18 protein-coding genes are annotated in these 16,465 nt (G+C 39.0%); 8 read left to right on the top strand and 10 right to left on the bottom strand.

What is annotated here, in order from left to right:
• Positions 1 to 207: 207 nt before the first annotated feature.
• The 4 genes from ACRWQL_RS19330 (at position 208) to ACRWQL_RS19345 (ending at position 2,022) form a co-directional block, all read left to right on the top strand.
• Positions 208 to 579: a GNAT family N-acetyltransferase gene (locus tag ACRWQL_RS19330; protein ID WP_434951689.1), complete on the top strand. Its 372-nt coding sequence runs from the start codon at positions 208 to 210 to the stop codon at positions 577 to 579.
• Positions 580 to 651: 72 nt separating this feature from the next.
• A complete protein-coding gene (locus tag ACRWQL_RS19335) occupies positions 652 to 1,350 on the top strand; it encodes a DUF445 domain-containing protein (RefSeq protein ID WP_434931810.1) in 699 nt (232 codons plus the stop codon).
• A gap of 124 nt (positions 1,351 to 1,474) precedes the next feature.
• A complete protein-coding gene (locus ACRWQL_RS19340; RefSeq protein ID WP_434926224.1) occupies positions 1,475 to 1,822 on the top strand; it encodes a VOC family protein in 348 nt (115 codons plus the stop codon).
• 5 nt (positions 1,823 to 1,827) lie between these two features.
• A complete protein-coding gene (locus tag ACRWQL_RS19345; protein ID WP_434931812.1) occupies positions 1,828 to 2,022 on the top strand; it encodes a DUF1289 domain-containing protein in 195 nt (64 codons plus the stop codon).
• Positions 2,023 to 2,104: 82 nt separating this feature from the next.
• Here ACRWQL_RS19345 and ACRWQL_RS19350 read toward each other — a convergent pair whose 3' ends face one another.
• Complete coding sequence (locus tag ACRWQL_RS19350; RefSeq protein ID WP_434951690.1) at positions 2,105 to 3,337, bottom strand: uracil-xanthine permease family protein; 1,233 nt, start codon at positions 3,335 to 3,337, stop codon at positions 2,105 to 2,107.
• A 171-nt stretch (positions 3,338 to 3,508) separates the two neighbouring features.
• Here ACRWQL_RS19350 and ACRWQL_RS19355 point away from each other — a divergent pair, with 171 nt between their 5' ends.
• Positions 3,509 to 4,597 carry a DUF2066 domain-containing protein gene (locus ACRWQL_RS19355; protein WP_434951692.1) on the top strand — a complete coding sequence of 363 codons (1,089 nt, stop codon included), beginning with the start codon at positions 3,509 to 3,511 and terminating at the stop codon, positions 4,595 to 4,597.
• Between the two features lie 76 nt (positions 4,598 to 4,673).
• Complete coding sequence (gene hda, locus ACRWQL_RS19360) at positions 4,674 to 5,384, top strand: DnaA inactivator Hda (RefSeq protein ID WP_434926220.1); 711 nt, start codon at positions 4,674 to 4,676, stop codon at positions 5,382 to 5,384.
• A 90-nt stretch (positions 5,385 to 5,474) separates the two neighbouring features.
• On the opposite strand, the gene ACRWQL_RS19365 is transcribed toward hda, so the two are convergent.
• From ACRWQL_RS19365 to ACRWQL_RS19380, 4 genes are all read right to left on the bottom strand, one after another.
• Positions 5,475 to 7,406, bottom strand: a complete 1,932-nt coding sequence (locus tag ACRWQL_RS19365; RefSeq protein WP_434951694.1) for a hypothetical protein — start codon at positions 7,404 to 7,406, stop codon at positions 5,475 to 5,477.
• Between the two features lie 142 nt (positions 7,407 to 7,548).
• Positions 7,549 to 7,929 carry a DUF2069 domain-containing protein gene (locus ACRWQL_RS19370; RefSeq protein WP_434931816.1) on the bottom strand — a complete coding sequence of 127 codons (381 nt, stop codon included), beginning with the start codon at positions 7,927 to 7,929 and terminating at the stop codon, positions 7,549 to 7,551.
• A gap of 7 nt (positions 7,930 to 7,936) precedes the next feature.
• Positions 7,937 to 8,290 carry an arsenate reductase (glutaredoxin) gene (gene arsC / locus ACRWQL_RS19375; RefSeq protein WP_434951695.1) on the bottom strand — a complete coding sequence of 118 codons (354 nt, stop codon included), beginning with the start codon at positions 8,288 to 8,290 and terminating at the stop codon, positions 7,937 to 7,939.
• A 33-nt stretch (positions 8,291 to 8,323) separates the two neighbouring features.
• Positions 8,324 to 9,772 (bottom strand): M48 family metalloprotease, encoded by a 1,449-nt coding sequence (locus tag ACRWQL_RS19380; RefSeq protein WP_434932004.1) that lies wholly within the window; start codon positions 9,770 to 9,772, stop codon positions 8,324 to 8,326.
• 158 nt (positions 9,773 to 9,930) lie between these two features.
• Here ACRWQL_RS19380 and ACRWQL_RS19385 point away from each other — a divergent pair, with 158 nt between their 5' ends.
• Together ACRWQL_RS19385 and ACRWQL_RS19390 are read left to right on the top strand one after the other, a co-directional pair.
• On the top strand, positions 9,931 to 10,146 hold the full coding sequence (locus ACRWQL_RS19385; protein WP_226415655.1) for a sulfurtransferase TusA family protein: 216 nt from the start codon (positions 9,931 to 9,933) through the stop codon (positions 10,144 to 10,146).
• A gap of 44 nt (positions 10,147 to 10,190) precedes the next feature.
• Positions 10,191 to 11,267, top strand: coding sequence for an AI-2E family transporter (locus ACRWQL_RS19390; RefSeq protein ID WP_226415656.1), 1,077 nt, complete (start codon positions 10,191 to 10,193; stop codon positions 11,265 to 11,267).
• 24 nt (positions 11,268 to 11,291) lie between these two features.
• On the opposite strand, the gene ACRWQL_RS19395 is transcribed toward ACRWQL_RS19390, so the two are convergent.
• From ACRWQL_RS19395 to ACRWQL_RS19415, 5 genes are all read right to left on the bottom strand, one after another.
• Positions 11,292 to 11,555 (bottom strand): Rho-binding antiterminator, encoded by a 264-nt coding sequence (locus ACRWQL_RS19395; RefSeq protein ID WP_434951697.1) that lies wholly within the window; start codon positions 11,553 to 11,555, stop codon positions 11,292 to 11,294.
• 28 nt (positions 11,556 to 11,583) lie between these two features.
• Positions 11,584 to 12,165 (bottom strand): histidine phosphatase family protein, encoded by a 582-nt coding sequence (locus tag ACRWQL_RS19400; RefSeq protein WP_434951699.1) that lies wholly within the window; start codon positions 12,163 to 12,165, stop codon positions 11,584 to 11,586.
• 267 nt (positions 12,166 to 12,432) lie between these two features.
• Positions 12,433 to 14,487, bottom strand: a complete 2,055-nt coding sequence (locus tag ACRWQL_RS19405; protein WP_434951700.1) for a bifunctional 2',3'-cyclic-nucleotide 2'-phosphodiesterase/3'-nucleotidase — start codon at positions 14,485 to 14,487, stop codon at positions 12,433 to 12,435.
• Between the two features lie 374 nt (positions 14,488 to 14,861).
• Complete coding sequence (locus tag ACRWQL_RS19410; RefSeq protein WP_434926213.1) at positions 14,862 to 15,257, bottom strand: phosphate ABC transporter substrate-binding protein; 396 nt, start codon at positions 15,255 to 15,257, stop codon at positions 14,862 to 14,864.
• Positions 15,258 to 15,269: 12 nt separating this feature from the next.
• A complete protein-coding gene (locus ACRWQL_RS19415; RefSeq protein WP_434926212.1) occupies positions 15,270 to 16,457 on the bottom strand; it encodes a hypothetical protein in 1,188 nt (395 codons plus the stop codon).
• Positions 16,458 to 16,465 lie beyond the last annotated feature (8 nt).

Here is a 16,465-nt window from a genome sequence, read left to right on the forward strand (position 1 = left end):
TTAGGCATAAAAACGAATAAGATTATTTTAACTAAAAAGTAGCTTAATTGAGAGGTTTTTATTGGCTATTTTATATATGGTTGGTAAATAGACTTTTAGAATATTAGTGTGTAAGGTTTTACAGTTAATTGTGTTACTTTTTTACAAGAACTATGATTAATCTTGTTTTTAATCATGAGTTTTATGCTGGTAATTCAAGGATGAAATATGCAAATACGTCTTGCCTCAAATATAGATTTACAGACACTTAGCCAGCTTTTTGATCAATATCGCCAGTCTTGTGAACAGCTCAGTGATATAAATGGTTGTTACTCATTTTTAAGTCAGCGCCTATCAGAAAATGATTCGATTATTTTTGTCGCATTAGAAGAGGAGCATTTGCTCGGTTTTATTCAATTGTACCCCTCATTTTCTTCATTAATGTTACAGCCAGTGTGGTTTTTTGATGATGCTTTTGTATTACCACAATACCGTAATAGAGGTATTGCCAGCCAGATGATAGCCAGAGCCAGAGTGTTAGCAAAAAGTGCACAAGTTGCACTAGTTAATAGACACATTGAACAAGATTTAAAGGTATAGGTTCTAATCCTTATGACCCGCAGTATTTTACTGTTAAAATATTGCGGGTTTATTGTATTTGGAGAAGTAAGATTGAATAAAAGTCTTTTTACAAACTTAATTGCAACCTTGTTTGTGTTAGTTGGCTACTTAATGGTTCAGCCCATTATATTAACAATCGGACTGTTTGCCTTGTCTGGTGCGATCACCAACTGGCTAGCAGTGTATATGCTATTTGAGAAAGTGCCTGGTTTATATGGTTCAGGTGTTGTACCAAATCGTTTTGAAGAGTTTAAAGCAGGCATTAAACATCTGATGATGGAGCAGTTTTTCACTCAAGAAAATATTGACCGTTTTCTTACCGTTAGTGACAGTAAAAGTATCGATTTAACCCCTGTAATAGAAAAAGTTGATTTAACGCCATCGTTTGATGCGCTTGTGTCAACTGTTGAAAAGTCATCTCTTGGTGGAATGCTCGCCATGTTTGGCGGAGTAGAGGCTTTAATGCCCCTAAAAGAGCCTTTTATTGATAAAATGAAACAGTCATTAATTGAACTGTCTCAAAGTGATCAATTTAATCAAATTTTAGTTAACGAATTAGAACAACCGAATGTGATTGCTGATATTCAGGCTAAGGTCGCTAATATTGTTGACCAGCGTTTGGATGAACTAACACCTGACTTAGTTAAGCAAATTATTCAAGATATGATTAAAAAACATCTTGGTTGGTTAGTGGTCTGGGGTGGTGTTTTAGGTGGAGTGATTGGTGCTATCGCCGCGTTAATTAACTAAGCTCAAATTAGATAAGTTAGTATTTTGACCCAAGTTTTTCTCTGATAAACATTGGGTCAAAATGGTTATTTGCAATTATTTCGTTATACTCAAAATATCCTTTAATCACTATTAAAAGCAAAGCATGTCACATCATCAGATTAGTTATTTAGAAATACCGGTTAAAAATATTGCTTCTACTAAGGATTTTTTTAAGCATGTATTTGGATGGCATTTTAAAGACTACGGTCCGCAATATAGCTGCTTTATAAATGTGGGCATTGATGGTGGCTTCTTTGAATCTGACAGTCATTTCACTACCACAATAGGTGCACCTTTAATTGTTTTGTACAGTCAGTCGTTAGAGGAGACCCAAAGCAAGGTCACTCAATATGGTGGAGTCGTTAATAAATCCGTATTTGCTTTCCCTGGCGGTAGACGATTCCACTTCCTCGATGTCAATGGCAATGAATTTGCCGTATGGTCTGAGTAATAACTATGGACGATATCCCTAGTGTTGAATGCCCATGCATTAGGCAGTGTAGTTTAGACGAGCAAGATATTTGTTTGGGTTGTCATCGTACTTTAGATGAGATTTTAGAGTGGCACTCTATGAATAATGCACAAAAGCTTAATTTAATTAATAAGTTAAATTTTCGAGCCGTCGCCAGAAAACGCAGTTATGATTTTTAAATTATTGTTGTTCTAAGGTGAATAAAAAAGCCATCAAAAATATGATGGCTTTTTAGTATTTGTTTCCCATTCTGAAATAAGATTAATGTTCAGCTTGATGATTTTTATCAGTTTTAGGCAAAATCATATTCATTAATATGGCGATTATACCGCATAAACTAATACCAGTGAGACTGAAAGAACCTATACCAAATGCCATTCCGCCAATACCAAATACCAAGGTGACAGCGACGATACTTAAGTTTCGCGGCTCTGATACGTCGACTTGATTTCTAATTAAGGTATTCAAGCCCACTGCGGCAATTGATCCAAATAGCAAGCACATAATGCCACCCATTACTGGAACAGGAATTGTTTGTAATAAGGCGCCTAATTTACCCACAAAAGCTAAAATGATGGCGGTAATCGCGGTCCAAGTCATTATGCGAGGATCAAAACTTTTGGTTAAGGTAATCGCGCCAGTGACTTCTGAGTAGGTGGTGTTTGGAGGCCCACCAAATGCCGATGCTGCCATTGTTGCGATGCCGTCACCGGCTAAGGTGCGATGCAAGCCGGGCTTTTTTATATAGTCTTTACCGGTTACGTTAGATATCGCTAAGATATCTCCAATATGCTCAACGGCCGGTGCTATGGCAACGGGGATCATAAAGAGTATGGCTTGCCAATGAAACTCGGGGGCGACAAAGTTGGGCATAGATAACCATGCTGCTTGTTGTACAGGCGTGAAGTCCACCACATCAAAAAATAGACTTAAACTATAGCCCACTATAATACCTGCCAAAATAGGCATCAATCGGGCAACACCTTTTGCAAAAGTCGCGACTAGAATGGTGGTTGATAGTGAGGCAAGTGAAATAATTAACGCGGTGTTGGTATTAATTAATTGGACAGAACCATCGCCCGTTTTGCCTAAAGCCATATTAACAGCCATTGGTGCTAACCCTAAGCCGATAATCATAATGACCGGACCAACCACTACAGGCGGGAGGAGTTGATGAATAAACCCTACGCCACGTATTTTGACTGTTGCTCCCAATAGTACATAAATTAATCCTGAAACCATCAGCCCGCCCATAGTTGCTGGTATTCCCCATGTTTGCACACCATAAAGTATCGGGGCTATGAATGCGAAAGATGATGCTAAGAAAATAGGCACTTGACGCTTTGTGACGAGTTGAAAAAGTAGTGTGCCAATACCTGCAGTAAAGAGCGCTACACTGGTATCTAGCCCAGTAATTAAAGGCATTAATACGAGTGCACCAAAGGCCACAAATAACATTTGTGCTCCTTGGAGCGGAATTGAAAAGCGTTGCATTAGATTAACTCCATTATTTTTATTATGTCTTTGAATAGGTACAGTTAGCATGTTTTCTGCTTATGTTTAAATAGTGCGTTCACATAAAAAAGAGTGTGATTAGACCATACTCGATAGATCTTTATTATGTTACACTTTGATCACTTATTTTGATTGCGTTTATAACTCCCAATGCTAAAAAATTTACTCAATATTACCGTGCTTTCACTGGCTATTTTCCATGTTCAGTTATCTGCTGTCGAGGTGACGAAGCTAGATCAAGCAGATATCATAGTTGATTCTCGCGCTAACAGTGCTCGTTCGGCTGCACTTAAACAAGCGTTAGCCAGTGTTTTTTTGAAAAACTCTGGCAGCCCTAGCGTCGTGATGCACCCTACGGTTAAAGCACAAATTGACAATCCTGAAGCATTACTCATTCAGTATGGTTATAGCCAGGCTGATAGTGATTTATTACTGACAGCAAGTTTTGATCATCAACGCGTAATCAGCACTTTGCGCCAGGCTGATTTACCTGTTTGGGGGGCTCAACGTCCTTTAACCTTATTATGGGTAACAATTGCAGATGCTAATGATACAGTTATTTTATCTGACTCAAGCGAGAGCGCTTTACGATCTGATTTAATCGCTGAGTCAAATAATAAAGGTATTCCAGTATTGTTACCTTTGATGGATCTTGATGATCTTATGGCGGTATCGCCAACAGATGTAAAAGGCATGTTTCTAAGTCCTGTCAATATCGCATCGGCTCGTTACCAAACGGATTATTTTGCTATTGCAGATATTTCAGAGACCACGAGTGCAGTAACATTTACTTTGTCTTTATTCGATAAAACACAAACGGGTTCAACACTTCAACCCTTAATTAAACAACAAGGTGAGGCAGTCGATACAGCTGCGGCATCTAAACGCATAATGGCTTTATTAGCTGATTATTATATTAGCCAATATGCTATTGCATCTTCAGGTAATAACCTTGAAACGCATGTGAGTTTTACCGGTGTGACACAAATGACACAACTGGTAGAAATTGAAAAGTATTTGCAGCAACTCAGTGCAGTGAAAGAGATTTCAATCAGCCAATTCCAAAATGAAACAGTGACTTATCAGTTGTCATTATTCAGTAGTGTTGAAGACCTACAACGATTATTAAGTATTGATAATCGTTTAAGCAAAATAGATACAATGGGCAATGTAAATTCCTACCTTGAGCCGAAATCGAACGATAAGTCAACGTTAACCTATCAATGGCAGGGGCAATAACCCCAGTGATATTTTACCCGAAGGGCGCTTGTGTTATAGTAGCGTCCGCTTTATGTTTATTTTCGAGAATGTTTGAGTGACCCTATCTTCTCCGCGCCAATTATCTTTGCCGGTTTATTTACCGGATGATGAAACGTTTAATAGTTATTATCCTGCATCGGGTAATGATGAACTTATTCAAAAACTTCAGTCTTGTGCTGAGGGGAGCATGACTTCGTCTATTTATTTGTATGGTCCGCAAAAATCAGGCCGTACCCACCTAATGCATGCTGCATGTGCACATGCAAGTGATTTAGACCGTCGTACTTTATACATACCTCTAGGTATTCATGCCAGTATTTCGCCCGCTTTATTTGAAGGTGTTGAGTCTTTAAATTTAATTTGCATTGATGATATCGATGCCATAGCAGGTCATCCTGTCTGGGAAGAAGCTTTATTTCATTTGTATAATCGTATTGCTGAACAACAAGACTGTCGTTTAATTGTCAGCGCAAGTGCATCACCATCTGAAGCCCGTTTTGCTTTACCTGATTTGGTTTCCCGTATGCAGTGGGGGTTAATATACCAATTGCAAGCTATGGCTGATGATGAAAAACTGTTAGCGTTACAACGCAGAGCCGCTATGCGTGGTCTGCAATTGTCTGATGAAGTAGGGCGTTTCTTACTGACGAGAATGGCACGAGATTTACGCACACTGTTTGATGTATTAGACAAGTTAGATAAAGCATCTATGGTGCATCAACGTAAATTAACCATACCTTTTATCAAAGAAATGCTTAAGTTATAGCTGCTTACAAATTGCCCTAGCTTTAAGGCCAGGGCAAAAATTCAAAATCTGCGTTTGTCTAAGTCTATTTGATGCATCAGCTGAATCCTATTATCTATGTTGCTCGCCACTTAATTCTAAGGGCCTATCCTCTAATGCTTTTATCTCGGTTGATTGGCTAACCTTTTGCGGTGAACTCGCACCCGCTGGATTAACTACTAAGTTTTCTGTCCACGATTTACCGGGGGTTAATTGCAACGGTTTCGATAGACTGTTAATAAGGTTTTGACTTGCCACTTCTGGCATTATTTCATCAATAACATATTGTGCACGTATTTTAATATTGGCTTCGCCAATACGACCGCGTTGACCCCAATCGACAGTAATATTAGAGCCCGTTGCATTTTCTGGTTTGTCAGTAACGGCGACATCTCTCAACATACTATAGCGATAGCTCATAAAAGCTTCTTCAAACAGCATAGCTGCATCTTCTCGATTTGAGGAATAGTTGTAATAGTCGGATGCATTGTCTTGACTAAAGAAGGTGGTAATATCGCTTGGTAGGTATGATTTTTGAATGTCATTAGCGGTTTGGCCCTTGAAGCTTACAGTACCTAGTGAATACATTTCGCTGCTTTGTAATGGAAAGCGTATTGCGAGTTGATCAGACACCAAAGCATTACTACTCGAACGTCTGTTGAAATCCTCTAATAAAGTTGGCCCTTGAAGTGTGCTGTGTGTACTGCGGGGGAAAAAGTCATTAGCGTGGGCTAACTCGTGATATAGCAACGAGGAAAGTCTAGGGGTAAAGTCAGCAACTGAGCGGTTTGTTCGGGTTTCATATGGGTAAGATGCATAGGCATACTGATTATTTTTCACATATCGCCATGGCATTAAAAACTGTAAATTATTACCAAAATTACTTCGGTAATCTGGTGCCTCATTAATGGTATCTCGCTCAGCAGCTGTTAACCAAAGATTGTCGGGATCTAGGTATATCGCGCCGGTAACTACCCAATAAAAAGAGGGGCGGACATCATAACTAATGATAATAGCGGTAACAGATTGTAATAATGTAATGAAGTCACTATTAGGGTCTTGCTGCTGCAAAAACTGCTCAAAATTCTTCCCCATCCAATCGTGAGATACCACAACTCTGTCCATGATATTAGCAATAGAGGGGGCACTTGTTTGCTGTCCAATTAAAGGTAGTTGATTAATACGGCAACTACTATCAAGTTTATTTGAATAAACACATTTAGGTAAAACAGCGGCATATGATGAATTAGGCTTATAGGCATAAGTGCGAGAAACGGGCTGATCAAAATAGGGAGAAGTGATCCCTGCTTCATTGGTAATTAAGATGTGGACATCATCGGTTAATGTTTGCCCATTCAGTTCGGCTGTAACCCTAAGAGATACAATGCTGTCTTTGTTGACAATAGGTGCAATGAATAATGGCCGTTCAGTTTTGGTTAGGTCTAAACTAATCGGATTATCTGAGTAAGCACACCATTTTACATTAGTCGGCATTTGACCATTAATGGACGCTAATCTCACGCTAACACCATTACCTTCAACGACTTGATGATCAGCATTTACTGATAATGATATTTGTTGAGCATTCGTGACATTAATGGTAATCAATTGATTAATATCAATACCAGAACCTGAAATTGTCACTTTAAATTGGTATTCACCGGTATTGGACGGTGTAAAATTAAGTATGGGAGAGGAGTTATTGGCTAGAGATAAATCTGTACCTGCCATTTGCTGCCATTTAAAAACTAAGCCACTTGAGTCTTTATTCGTTAGTTTAGCAATAAGTGCCCCTGGTTGGTTTACTTGATAACTTGTCTCAAGCAAAAACTCCAGGTTATCTGTACCTGTTACAGTGCTCAACTCTAAAGGCTGACTACAGGCTGTAACAGGCAGTGTATTGTCGGGGACAACAGGTATCGGTGCTGAGTCGCTGCTACCTCCACATCCGGTTATTATGCTGGTTGAAATAAGAAGCGTAAGAATACTACGACTGAAAGCCATTATTTAATCCCTTCTGCAATTATTTACTGACTATATCATGTGTTTTTTGCATGCGAAAGAATAAAAAAGCGCCAATTGGCGCTTTTAAAAATGAAACATTTATTGATAATAATAAGCAATTAAATTAATTTAAATCAGATTGTTAATCTTCTTGTTGTGATTTTTTCTTTAAGCCCAGGCCCAGTTCTCTGCCTCTTATTCTGGCATAAAATGGAAAGCCAATTAGCAAGGCACAAATAAGCGCAGACTCTATAATTGCAAACACAAGCGCGTCTTCAGTCACATAGACTAAGGTTAATCCGTGAAGCAGATAGAGACACAGAATAAAACTCGCCCAGGCGTAAGTGTATGGATTACCTTGAATAACACCTTTTAATGGCATCAATAGCGGGATAATCCACATTAGATTAAATATTAATGAATAAGATCCTTGCACACCTTGTTGTACAAACCATCCAGTAAGCAATAATACCAGTGCAATATAACCTATACGGCAAAGCTGAAATAAGCTGTTAGTTTTCATTAATAATTTACTCTATGATTGCCAAAACATTTTCAGGAGGTCGACCAATAGCGGCTTTGCCATTGCATAACACAATAGGTCGCTCAATTAATTTTGGCGTTTTTACCATGGCTGCAATAAGTTGCACTTCCGTGAGATTGACATTTTTTAAGCCTAATTCTTTATACTCACTTTCTTTAGTACGCATCAATTGACGAGCGCTTAAACTAAGTAGCGACAGTATGTTACTGATTTCGTCTGCTGAGGGGGTATTTTTTAAATACTCAATCACATTTATTTCATTAGACCTAGCTTGAAGTAATGCTAGGGTTTCACGGCTTTTTGAACAACGTGGATTATGTAAAATAGTAATTTTAGTCATAGTATTAGCTTTCTTTTTATTTCAGTATAAAAGTTATTTGAATTGCTCTAGATTTCGTTCAGCATCTCTAAATTGACGTATTCTGGCTTCAATTCTGGCAATTTGCAGCGGCTGACCTTCAGAGTATCTATATGCGTAGTTTAATTGATCAATCGCGCCAGGGTAATCCGCCACTAATGCCATAACCTCTGCATTAGCATAATATTCTAGTGCTTTGTTGCCCATTTTTTTATAGGCATCATTTAACAATTGATAGGAAAGTATATTTTGCTTATCGAAAAAAATGAGATCTTCCAACAACGGGATTGCTAGCTTGGGCGATCCTGACTCAACATAAATGTGGGCCAAATTAGTATTAATAACCTGAGAGGTCGGCTTTAATTTACGCTGGTCTTGCAATAGTGTAATAGCTTCATCAAAGGCTTTACGTTCGGCCAGTAAATCGGTTTTTGTATCGATATAAAATAAATTATTGACATCTGTTTGGCGTAACTCATCAATTATGGCCTCTGCTTCAGCAAATTTTTTCAAGCGAAACAGTGCCAAAGCTTTGCCATATAAAGCAGCTTCTTTAAAAGTGTAAGAGCGTTTCTTTAACTGGACATTAAATAAAGATAAAGCCGCTTCATCGTTATAGCTGGAAAATCGAACCTGGATACGCGCTTTGGCGAGCTGGTAATTTAAGTTATCTGCAATATAACGATTTGGATATTGTGCTGCCCGATTACGTGCATCGGTAATGCGTGATTCAGGTAATGGATGAGTGAGCAGCATTTGAGGTGGCGTTGTGGTAAAGCGGTAGCGAGTGGCCAGTTCTGCAAAGAAATTAGCAGCGCCATTCTGGTCAAATCCAGCTTCAACCAATATTTGCATGCCTATCCGATCAGCTTCCTTTTCATGCAAGCGTGTGTAATTAATTTTAGCTTGAGTTGCTAAAGCCTGAGTTGTTGCTAATGCCGCCATACCAGCTTGTGGCGCAGCAATAGTCAGTAATATAGCCCCTAGTAAACCGGCAATCGTAGCGGTGGAACTTTTTTCTTGTGCTTCCAATGAACGGGCTAAATGGCGTTGGGTAACGTGGGTGATTTCATGGGCCAGTACTGAAGCGAGCTCACTTTCGGTATCTGCATTTAAAAATAACCCAGTATGAACACCAACATGACCGCCAAAAAAAGCAAATGCGTTAATTTCATCATTGCGCAGCAAGAAAAAATAGAATGGCGTTTTAACGCCTGTGGCGTGAGCAACTAATTTATTACCTAACTCAGATAAATACTGGCTTAGAACGGGATCAGTCAATAGCGGTGCTGATGAGCGTATGACTCGCATGTAAGCATCGCCATAAACCATTTCTTTTTCAAGACTGAAGGTATTGACCGCGGCAGTACCAAGATCGGGTAAGTCGTTATTGGCAAAACTGCTGGTAATATTTGCTGTGAATAGAGTAGCTGCAACACTGCCGGCGATGAAAGTTTTGCTCATTTTGCTGAATGATTTGGTGGTGAAAGTAATTTTAGCCAAACGACACCCTTTAATCTGATTAATTAGTAGAGAAAAACGCGTAAGAGTTTACTCTGTTAGCTTGTGGTTTACTATGCAACTAAGGATAATAGCTTTAGTTTATTTAACGTAAATTCCCTATGAAACTGATAGATTTAACCGCTTATCGATGCCCATATCCATTAGTGCAGATAAAACTGTTATTGAAGCAATTACCGCAAGGTGAAACGTTAAAGGTTTTACTGTCTGACCCTGGTTCCTGCAAAGATGTTCCCACATGGGCTAAAAAAAGTGGATATCAGGTCAGTCTATTGCAACAAGATAAAAGCATTATGGCAATTAATATCACTAAATAGCGTGGTATTAGGTTAATTTTCTTTCATTTATACAAGGTTTTGCAATGTTATCGTTTTTAAAAGATTGGTACCAAACTCGTTTTAGTGACCCACAAGCAATAACATTAGTGTTTATTTTGATGGGTATTGCACTGACAATATATTTTGGTGCGGAACTATTGGCGCCTTTACTTGTTGCATTGGTATTAGCATTTTTACTAGAGTGGCCTGTGGCTCAAATGTCAAAGCTGGGCATTAATCGTACCGCTGGGGCTTCAATTGTGTTGGTGGCGTTTTTAGGGCTAATGATGCTGACATTGTTAGTACTGATGCCGAGTATTTGGCGCCAAGGGGTCAGTTTAGTCACTGATTTACCTAGCATGCTGGACAAGGGGATGATTGTCGTTAAAGACTTAAGCGATAAGTATCCGCAGTTTATTAGTGCTGAACAAATAGATGCTTCACTTAACGAATTCAAAAAATTGCTCGATACTGAACACTTATTGGATTTTGCTAAACAAATACTGGGTATTTCAGCATCTGTATTAGTATTAATGGTTTACGTTATCCTAGTCCCTTTGCTTGTGTTTTTCTTTTTAAAGGATAAAGAGGAACTGATTGCCAGTAGTAAACGATTTTTCCCTGCTAATCGTGGTTTAGCAAGTAAAGTATGGTACGAAATGGATCAGCAGATATTTAATTATATCCGTGGCAAAGTGATCGAAATTATCATCGTTGGTGTTGCCAGCTATGTGTTTTTTGCGCTAATGGGTCTGAGATATTCTGCTTTGTTAGGTGTGTTAACGGGCTTGTCTGTGTTGATCCCTTATGTTGGCGCAACATTGGTGACATTACCCATAGCACTTGTGGCCTTTGTGCAATGGGGTATAGGTCCTGAGTTTGGATATTTAATGTTGGGTTACGGTATCATCCAGGCGCTAGATGGCAATGTATTGGTTCCAATTTTGTTCAGTGATGCGGTAGATTTACATCCGGTGATGATTATTGCCGCAGTTTTGGTCTTTGGTGGCTTATGGGGCGTGTGGGGTGTTTTCTTTGCTATTCCTTTAGCATCATTGGTGAAGGCTGTAATTAATGCCTGGCCAAATAATGATAATAAGTCGGTATTCGATCCCGAATAATCTTTAACATGCTTTATTAACTCTTTAAAAATGCACAATATTAAATTGTGCATTTTTAGTTAATACTGTCACTGTTTTAATGTCAGTTAATACCAAGGTTAAATCAACACCATTATCATCCTTACCACGAATGATCTCTTGCTTATCGGTTGGTTGACCAATAAAGCCGGTTGAGTCAAATTTCCCCGTAATGTGATGACCGTTGTTAAGCGTAATCTGCACTTCATACCGATATAGGCACATTACCTCAATATAATCATGCAGATTGCAAGCAAGTATTTTAGTCATATCGTCCAGCTTCCTTTTTTAAGATAAATTAATAACTGAAACGATACATTGAATTAATGCGTTTTCCATCCACAATATTCACCTCAATAAAATATAAACGATCGAATTCTTCTGCATGATCCGGGTCAGTGTTTACTGATGGTTGATTTAGTTTGTGAGCTAAAATAGCGGTGGTATTACTGTGGCCGACTATCAAATAACTACCAGGACGCTTGAATAATTGTTGGCTGAAACTGTCAAGATCACTTGGGTCGTATGACGTTATAGGCAAATGATGGCCTATAGCAGTTGGCTGGGCGGTTAGCTGAGTGCGTTGGTAATCGGTTGAGTATACTTTATCTAATGGGATATGTTGTAGCATCTGAGCAAGCCGTTCAGCCCGTTCAGTACCTTGTTTCGTTAATTGTGGATCGTCACCAGGTTGCTTTTCACCATGGCGAACTAATATAAAAGTCCATTTTTGAGTCGTCTGTAATGGAGCATTTCCATTGATGGCAGTTTCCCTCTGGTCTATTACCTGCTGAGTAAACCCAAGTGGACAGAAAAGCGTTAAACACAATAGAGTAATGCAAATTGTTGTTTGGTATAAAGCACTAGATGTTGCTCGCATTAGGAAGTTCCGCAGATATTAAATAGCGTTAATACTAACATTAGTTGCTAAAGCTGGCGAAAATAAAACCAGATATAGTAAGCGTTTATTTTGAATAGCATTTGCAGTTATACTGCTCCGAGGCAGTAAATTTGATAAACCTCTTATAGAATTTTTGATGAACTATTTTGGGGGGAGTTAAAAAATTACATTGAAAAAAGCCCTGAGTAAACAGGGCTTTGAATTAGGGATTTACGCCCTGAATAATTATTCGCATCATGTAGTAGATCAGTTCTGTAAATCAATGCTGTAAACAGCAAAACCAAACTCATCTACTACATTATTGAGTTTGATCATCTTACGTTGTTGATACTTAGAAACAAAAGCATCTGCCAAGGCACTATCTTGAGTTTCAAAGCGGACATCAAGAGCAACAGTTGTGCTAATCGTAGCAAAGTCCCAGTTGTTGTCGGCAGATGGATTCACTTCGCCGTAGGTTTCAGTTTCAGCAGTAATATACTGTGCTAGTGCTTCACGGTTTGAATCTGGCAATTCCATTACAACGTAATCAGAACCCGTACCAGCGAATTTACCACCAAAAGCACGATAGTTATTTGATGCAATAATGAACTCTTTTTCAGCAAATTCAGCACCAATAAACACAGTACCTTCTTTGTCTGTATAGGATAAACTGACAATTCGATGTGCATTTGCATCGACTAATTTACAGTCGCCATCAAAGCGGGTTGGCTGAGTCACATCGATTTGATAGTTAACACCATCAATAACATCATAATTGTAAGTTCGATGTGTACTCCAATTAATCAAGTATTGCGGCGTTGTTGCTGTAGGATTAATTTGATTAAATTGATTTGCACTGCATTCCAACCAATCTTGTACTTGGGCTCCGGTGACTTTTACTGCAACCATGGTGTTAGGGTAAAGGTATAAATCGGCCGCATTTTTGTAAGTTAACTCACCAGCGGCAACTTGGACATAGCTCTCTGTATCTGCAGTAGTGCTGTGACGACCACCTGCTTTGAAAGGCGCTGATGCAGAAAGTACGGGGATGTCTTTTAACGCTGGAGGTAAATTTTGTTGCACTTTTGCTATCTGAGCATCTGAAACAATTTGAACGGTAGGATCATCTTGCAATAAACTGAGAAAGCTATACATATCTGATGATGCTTTACCAATTGGCTGGTCAACGTAAGTTTTAGTATCGTCATGCTCTTTAGCAACAGCATCTCGAATACCAAAATCTGGCTGGACTAACTCCGGGGTGTTAGCGTTTTTATCATAAATGGGCATCGATTTAGCCGTTCTATCGACAATCAACCATTTACCATCTTTCATTGCAAGTTTGAAATCGACTATGCCTAAGTTGTCACCCCAACGGCCAGGCATAACGGCAGCGACACCGTTAATAGTGCCTTTTTCAAGATCCGCATTTTCTAACCCTGCAAAAGTACTTGATGGAAATACAGAATGACTATGGCCAAAGGTAATAGCGTCAATACCAGCAACTTTTGATAATGCCCAAGTGGCATTCTCGTCATCAATATCGACAGGATTAGTCGAAGATCCAACACCAGAATGCGGAATCGCAATAATAATGTCAGCACCTTCTGCTTTCATCATTGGAACAAATTTTTCAGCAGACTCCACAATCCCCATGACGGTGACTTTGCCTGTTAAATTTTGTTTGTCCCATAATAGAATTTGTGGCGGTACAAATCCGATATAGCCAATTTTAATGACTTGCTGATCGCCATTACTATCTAGCACTGTTTTTTCTTCAATGAGGTAAGGTTTAAATAAATTATCGCCTTTTTGTTTACCTTCCCAACAATCGGCTTCACATAATACATTGGCGTTAATATACGGAAAGTTTGCTCCAGAAATAGACTCATAAAGAAAATCTAAACCATAATTGAATTCATGATTACCTATATTGCCGACAGAATAACCGAGCGTATTCATAGCTTTATAAGCTGGGTGGGTACCACCAATAGTGCTATCTTGCTTGAAGTTGTTGGCGATATAGTCACCCATAGGACTACCTTGTAATAAATCACCATTATCTACTAAGACAAAGTTATCGGCATCAGCGCCATGACGTTTAATTAAACTTGCGGTGCGGGCTAGGCCGATAGTGGCATCGTACTTAGATTTATAGTAATCGTAATCCATAATATTGGCATGAAGGTCTGATGTTTCCAGAACGCGAAGATTAACTTCAATTGGTTTAACCTCAGGTTGTTTATCATCATCTGAGCTACCACATGCGGACAAGCCTAGTGAACTCGCGATCAATACCGCAAGTAACTTTTTATTGTACATATTCATATTTCCTTTATGACCCCGGAGCGAACTTGCCCCTGTTTAAAACAATAAACCTATGATTAGTATTTGGTTTTTTATGTTGAAAACGTTTGGATTATAATGAAAACCAATTAAGGTATTGTGACTTCTGCTGGATTTTGCTGTATCAATTTGTGGCATTAAGATAGTTTGCCGATTAATTGATCAAAACTTATGATTTTGCGGTTTTGGATATATCAATTATGTTGTGGCGTTATGAATGGCTATTGATCAAATAGTCTTGTTGAGTTTTTGAATCTTATTTATAACAAAAGGAGATGTGACACATATGTGCTACATCTCCTTTTTAATGCCAATACTTAGAAGATTTGCTTAACCTTTTGAGTTAGGAACTATGGTTTTAAGATAACTTTAACTGTGCCATCAACATCAGCTTCATCAATGTACCCAATTGCACTTGGATTTGATGCTACAGCTGCTTTCATAGCCGTTGCTGAAGATACTGTGGCAGGTGGATTACCTTTTCCAGTAAACACTTGTTTAGACCAAAATGCCTTTAACTGTGCATCTGATTTACCCGTAACAGTACTGTGAAATTCAGAGCGAGTGCTATTACCTTCATCTAATTCATAAACAACCAGTGAGCTATCACCCTTGCCTAAAAATGCTTTTTTAGCATCGGCAGCTGACATATCACCAGCTGCATTATTACCAATAACAACAACACCAGCAGAAGCGGTAAATGCAACACCCAAACTGAGCGTTAATACGCATAGTAACTTTTTCATATTATCGCTCCTTTAAAATACTGCATCGAATTTAACGGTGTAGACTAATGTATCATCAAATAAGAATTGCTTAGTCAATGGGTTAACAACCGCATTACCACCTAAACCACCAGAAGTATCTCCAAAGTCTGTTGCATAGGTTAAGTCAAATTTGATCGCTACGTTATCAATGGCATCCCAGCGAACACCTGCGCTATAAGCAGTTCGTTCTTCGTTCAATCCTAACCCTAATGGTATTGCTAATTGAGGCGGTAAAGCTGATCTCACATCATCGTCAGTCGTTTTAGCATATGCCATGGTTACATAAGGCGTAAATGCCTTAATTCTATAGCCTAAAGTCACATAAGCTGATTCATGATCTGCAAGTAATCCTTCAATCTCAACTGTGGTCCATTCTGTGATAGCAATGAATGAGCCATTGTCGTAACTACCACCTAAGCCTGTAAACTGTGCTTGCTCACCGTCGATAACCAATGCGCCACCAGAAGCTGAACCGTCAAGGTCTGTTTGACCATATACAGCACGCAATGTCCAAGTTAGATCAGTCCAAGAAGCGTTAACCCCCATGATGTTTGATAAATCTAGGCTTGTTGCTTCACCACTTACATCAGATTCACCGCCAAAACCTTGCAAGGTTAAGGTTGAGTCTTCAAATTCAAAATCATAAGCAATGTCGCCACCGGTATATGATGAGAAGGGCACTTGGTCATAAACTTCGCCAGGTGGGCGAGCAAATGGCTGTGCATAACCCACATCTAAATAGTCAGAATACATAAATAAGGGCACGCGTAACTTACCACCACGCACTTTTACGCCATTATCAAAACGGTGAGATAAATAAGCCCATTCAGCCTCAACATCCCAATCATTTTCACCTTTCATCATGAGCTGAAGAACTGCCTGAGTTTGGTTACTGATGTTAAACGTTGCTTGTAGCCCCATTTTACTGTCTTGCGTAAAATCTGCGCTGCTAGTGGCATTGTTATAGCCCGCATCGTTATCCGAACTGATATATGCACCGCTAATAAATCCGTTAAAATTGAATTTATCAGTCAGATTTTTGGTTTGTTGAGCTTGTAGCGCCTGAACTTGTTGTTCTAGCTGAGCTACTTTTGCATCGGTTGCTTCGTCAGCAAAAGCTGCGGCAGGAACTAATGCTACAGAAATCGCTAACGGAAGCGCTTTCAAGTAAAATTTCATAGTGTTAC

Source organism: Shewanella sp. HL-SH4 (assembly GCF_051164845.1).
GTDB classification, from domain to species: Bacteria; Pseudomonadota; Gammaproteobacteria; order Enterobacterales; family Shewanellaceae; genus Shewanella; species Shewanella glacialimarina.

What these genes read in the sequence shown, in the direction of transcription:
- ACRWQL_RS19365 (WP_434951694.1), bottom strand. Translation starts at nt 7,406, where the DNA reads ATGGCTTTCAGTCGTAGTATTCTTACGCTTCTTATTTCAACCAGCATA.
- ACRWQL_RS19410 (WP_434926213.1), bottom strand. Translation starts at nt 15,257, where the DNA reads ATGAAAAAGTTACTATGCGTATTAACGCTCAGTTTGGGTGTTGCATTT.
- ACRWQL_RS19385 (WP_226415655.1), top strand. Translation starts at nt 9,931, where the DNA reads ATGAAACTGATAGATTTAACCGCTTATCGATGCCCATATCCATTAGTG.
- ACRWQL_RS19340 (WP_434926224.1), top strand. Translation starts at nt 1,475, where the DNA reads ATGTCACATCATCAGATTAGTTATTTAGAAATACCGGTTAAAAATATT.
- ACRWQL_RS19395 (WP_434951697.1), bottom strand. Translation starts at nt 11,555, where the DNA reads ATGACTAAAATACTTGCTTGCAATCTGCATGATTATATTGAGGTAATG.
- ACRWQL_RS19400 (WP_434951699.1), bottom strand. Translation starts at nt 12,165, where the DNA reads ATGCGAGCAACATCTAGTGCTTTATACCAAACAACAATTTGCATTACT.
- ACRWQL_RS19370 (WP_434931816.1), bottom strand. Translation starts at nt 7,929, where the DNA reads ATGAAAACTAACAGCTTATTTCAGCTTTGCCGTATAGGTTATATTGCA.
- arsC (WP_434951695.1), bottom strand. Translation starts at nt 8,290, where the DNA reads ATGACTAAAATTACTATTTTACATAATCCACGTTGTTCAAAAAGCCGT.
- ACRWQL_RS19350 (WP_434951690.1), bottom strand. Translation starts at nt 3,337, where the DNA reads ATGCAACGCTTTTCAATTCCGCTCCAAGGAGCACAAATGTTATTTGTG.
- ACRWQL_RS19390 (WP_226415656.1), top strand. Translation starts at nt 10,191, where the DNA reads ATGTTATCGTTTTTAAAAGATTGGTACCAAACTCGTTTTAGTGACCCA.
- ACRWQL_RS19345 (WP_434931812.1), top strand. Translation starts at nt 1,828, where the DNA reads ATGGACGATATCCCTAGTGTTGAATGCCCATGCATTAGGCAGTGTAGT.
- ACRWQL_RS19330 (WP_434951689.1), top strand. Translation starts at nt 208, where the DNA reads ATGCAAATACGTCTTGCCTCAAATATAGATTTACAGACACTTAGCCAG.
- ACRWQL_RS19415 (WP_434926212.1), bottom strand. Translation starts at nt 16,457, where the DNA reads ATGAAATTTTACTTGAAAGCGCTTCCGTTAGCGATTTCTGTAGCATTA.
- ACRWQL_RS19405 (WP_434951700.1), bottom strand. Translation starts at nt 14,487, where the DNA reads ATGTACAATAAAAAGTTACTTGCGGTATTGATCGCGAGTTCACTAGGC.
- ACRWQL_RS19355 (WP_434951692.1), top strand. Translation starts at nt 3,509, where the DNA reads ATGCTAAAAAATTTACTCAATATTACCGTGCTTTCACTGGCTATTTTC.
- ACRWQL_RS19380 (WP_434932004.1), bottom strand. Translation starts at nt 9,772, where the DNA reads ATGAGCAAAACTTTCATCGCCGGCAGTGTTGCAGCTACTCTATTCACA.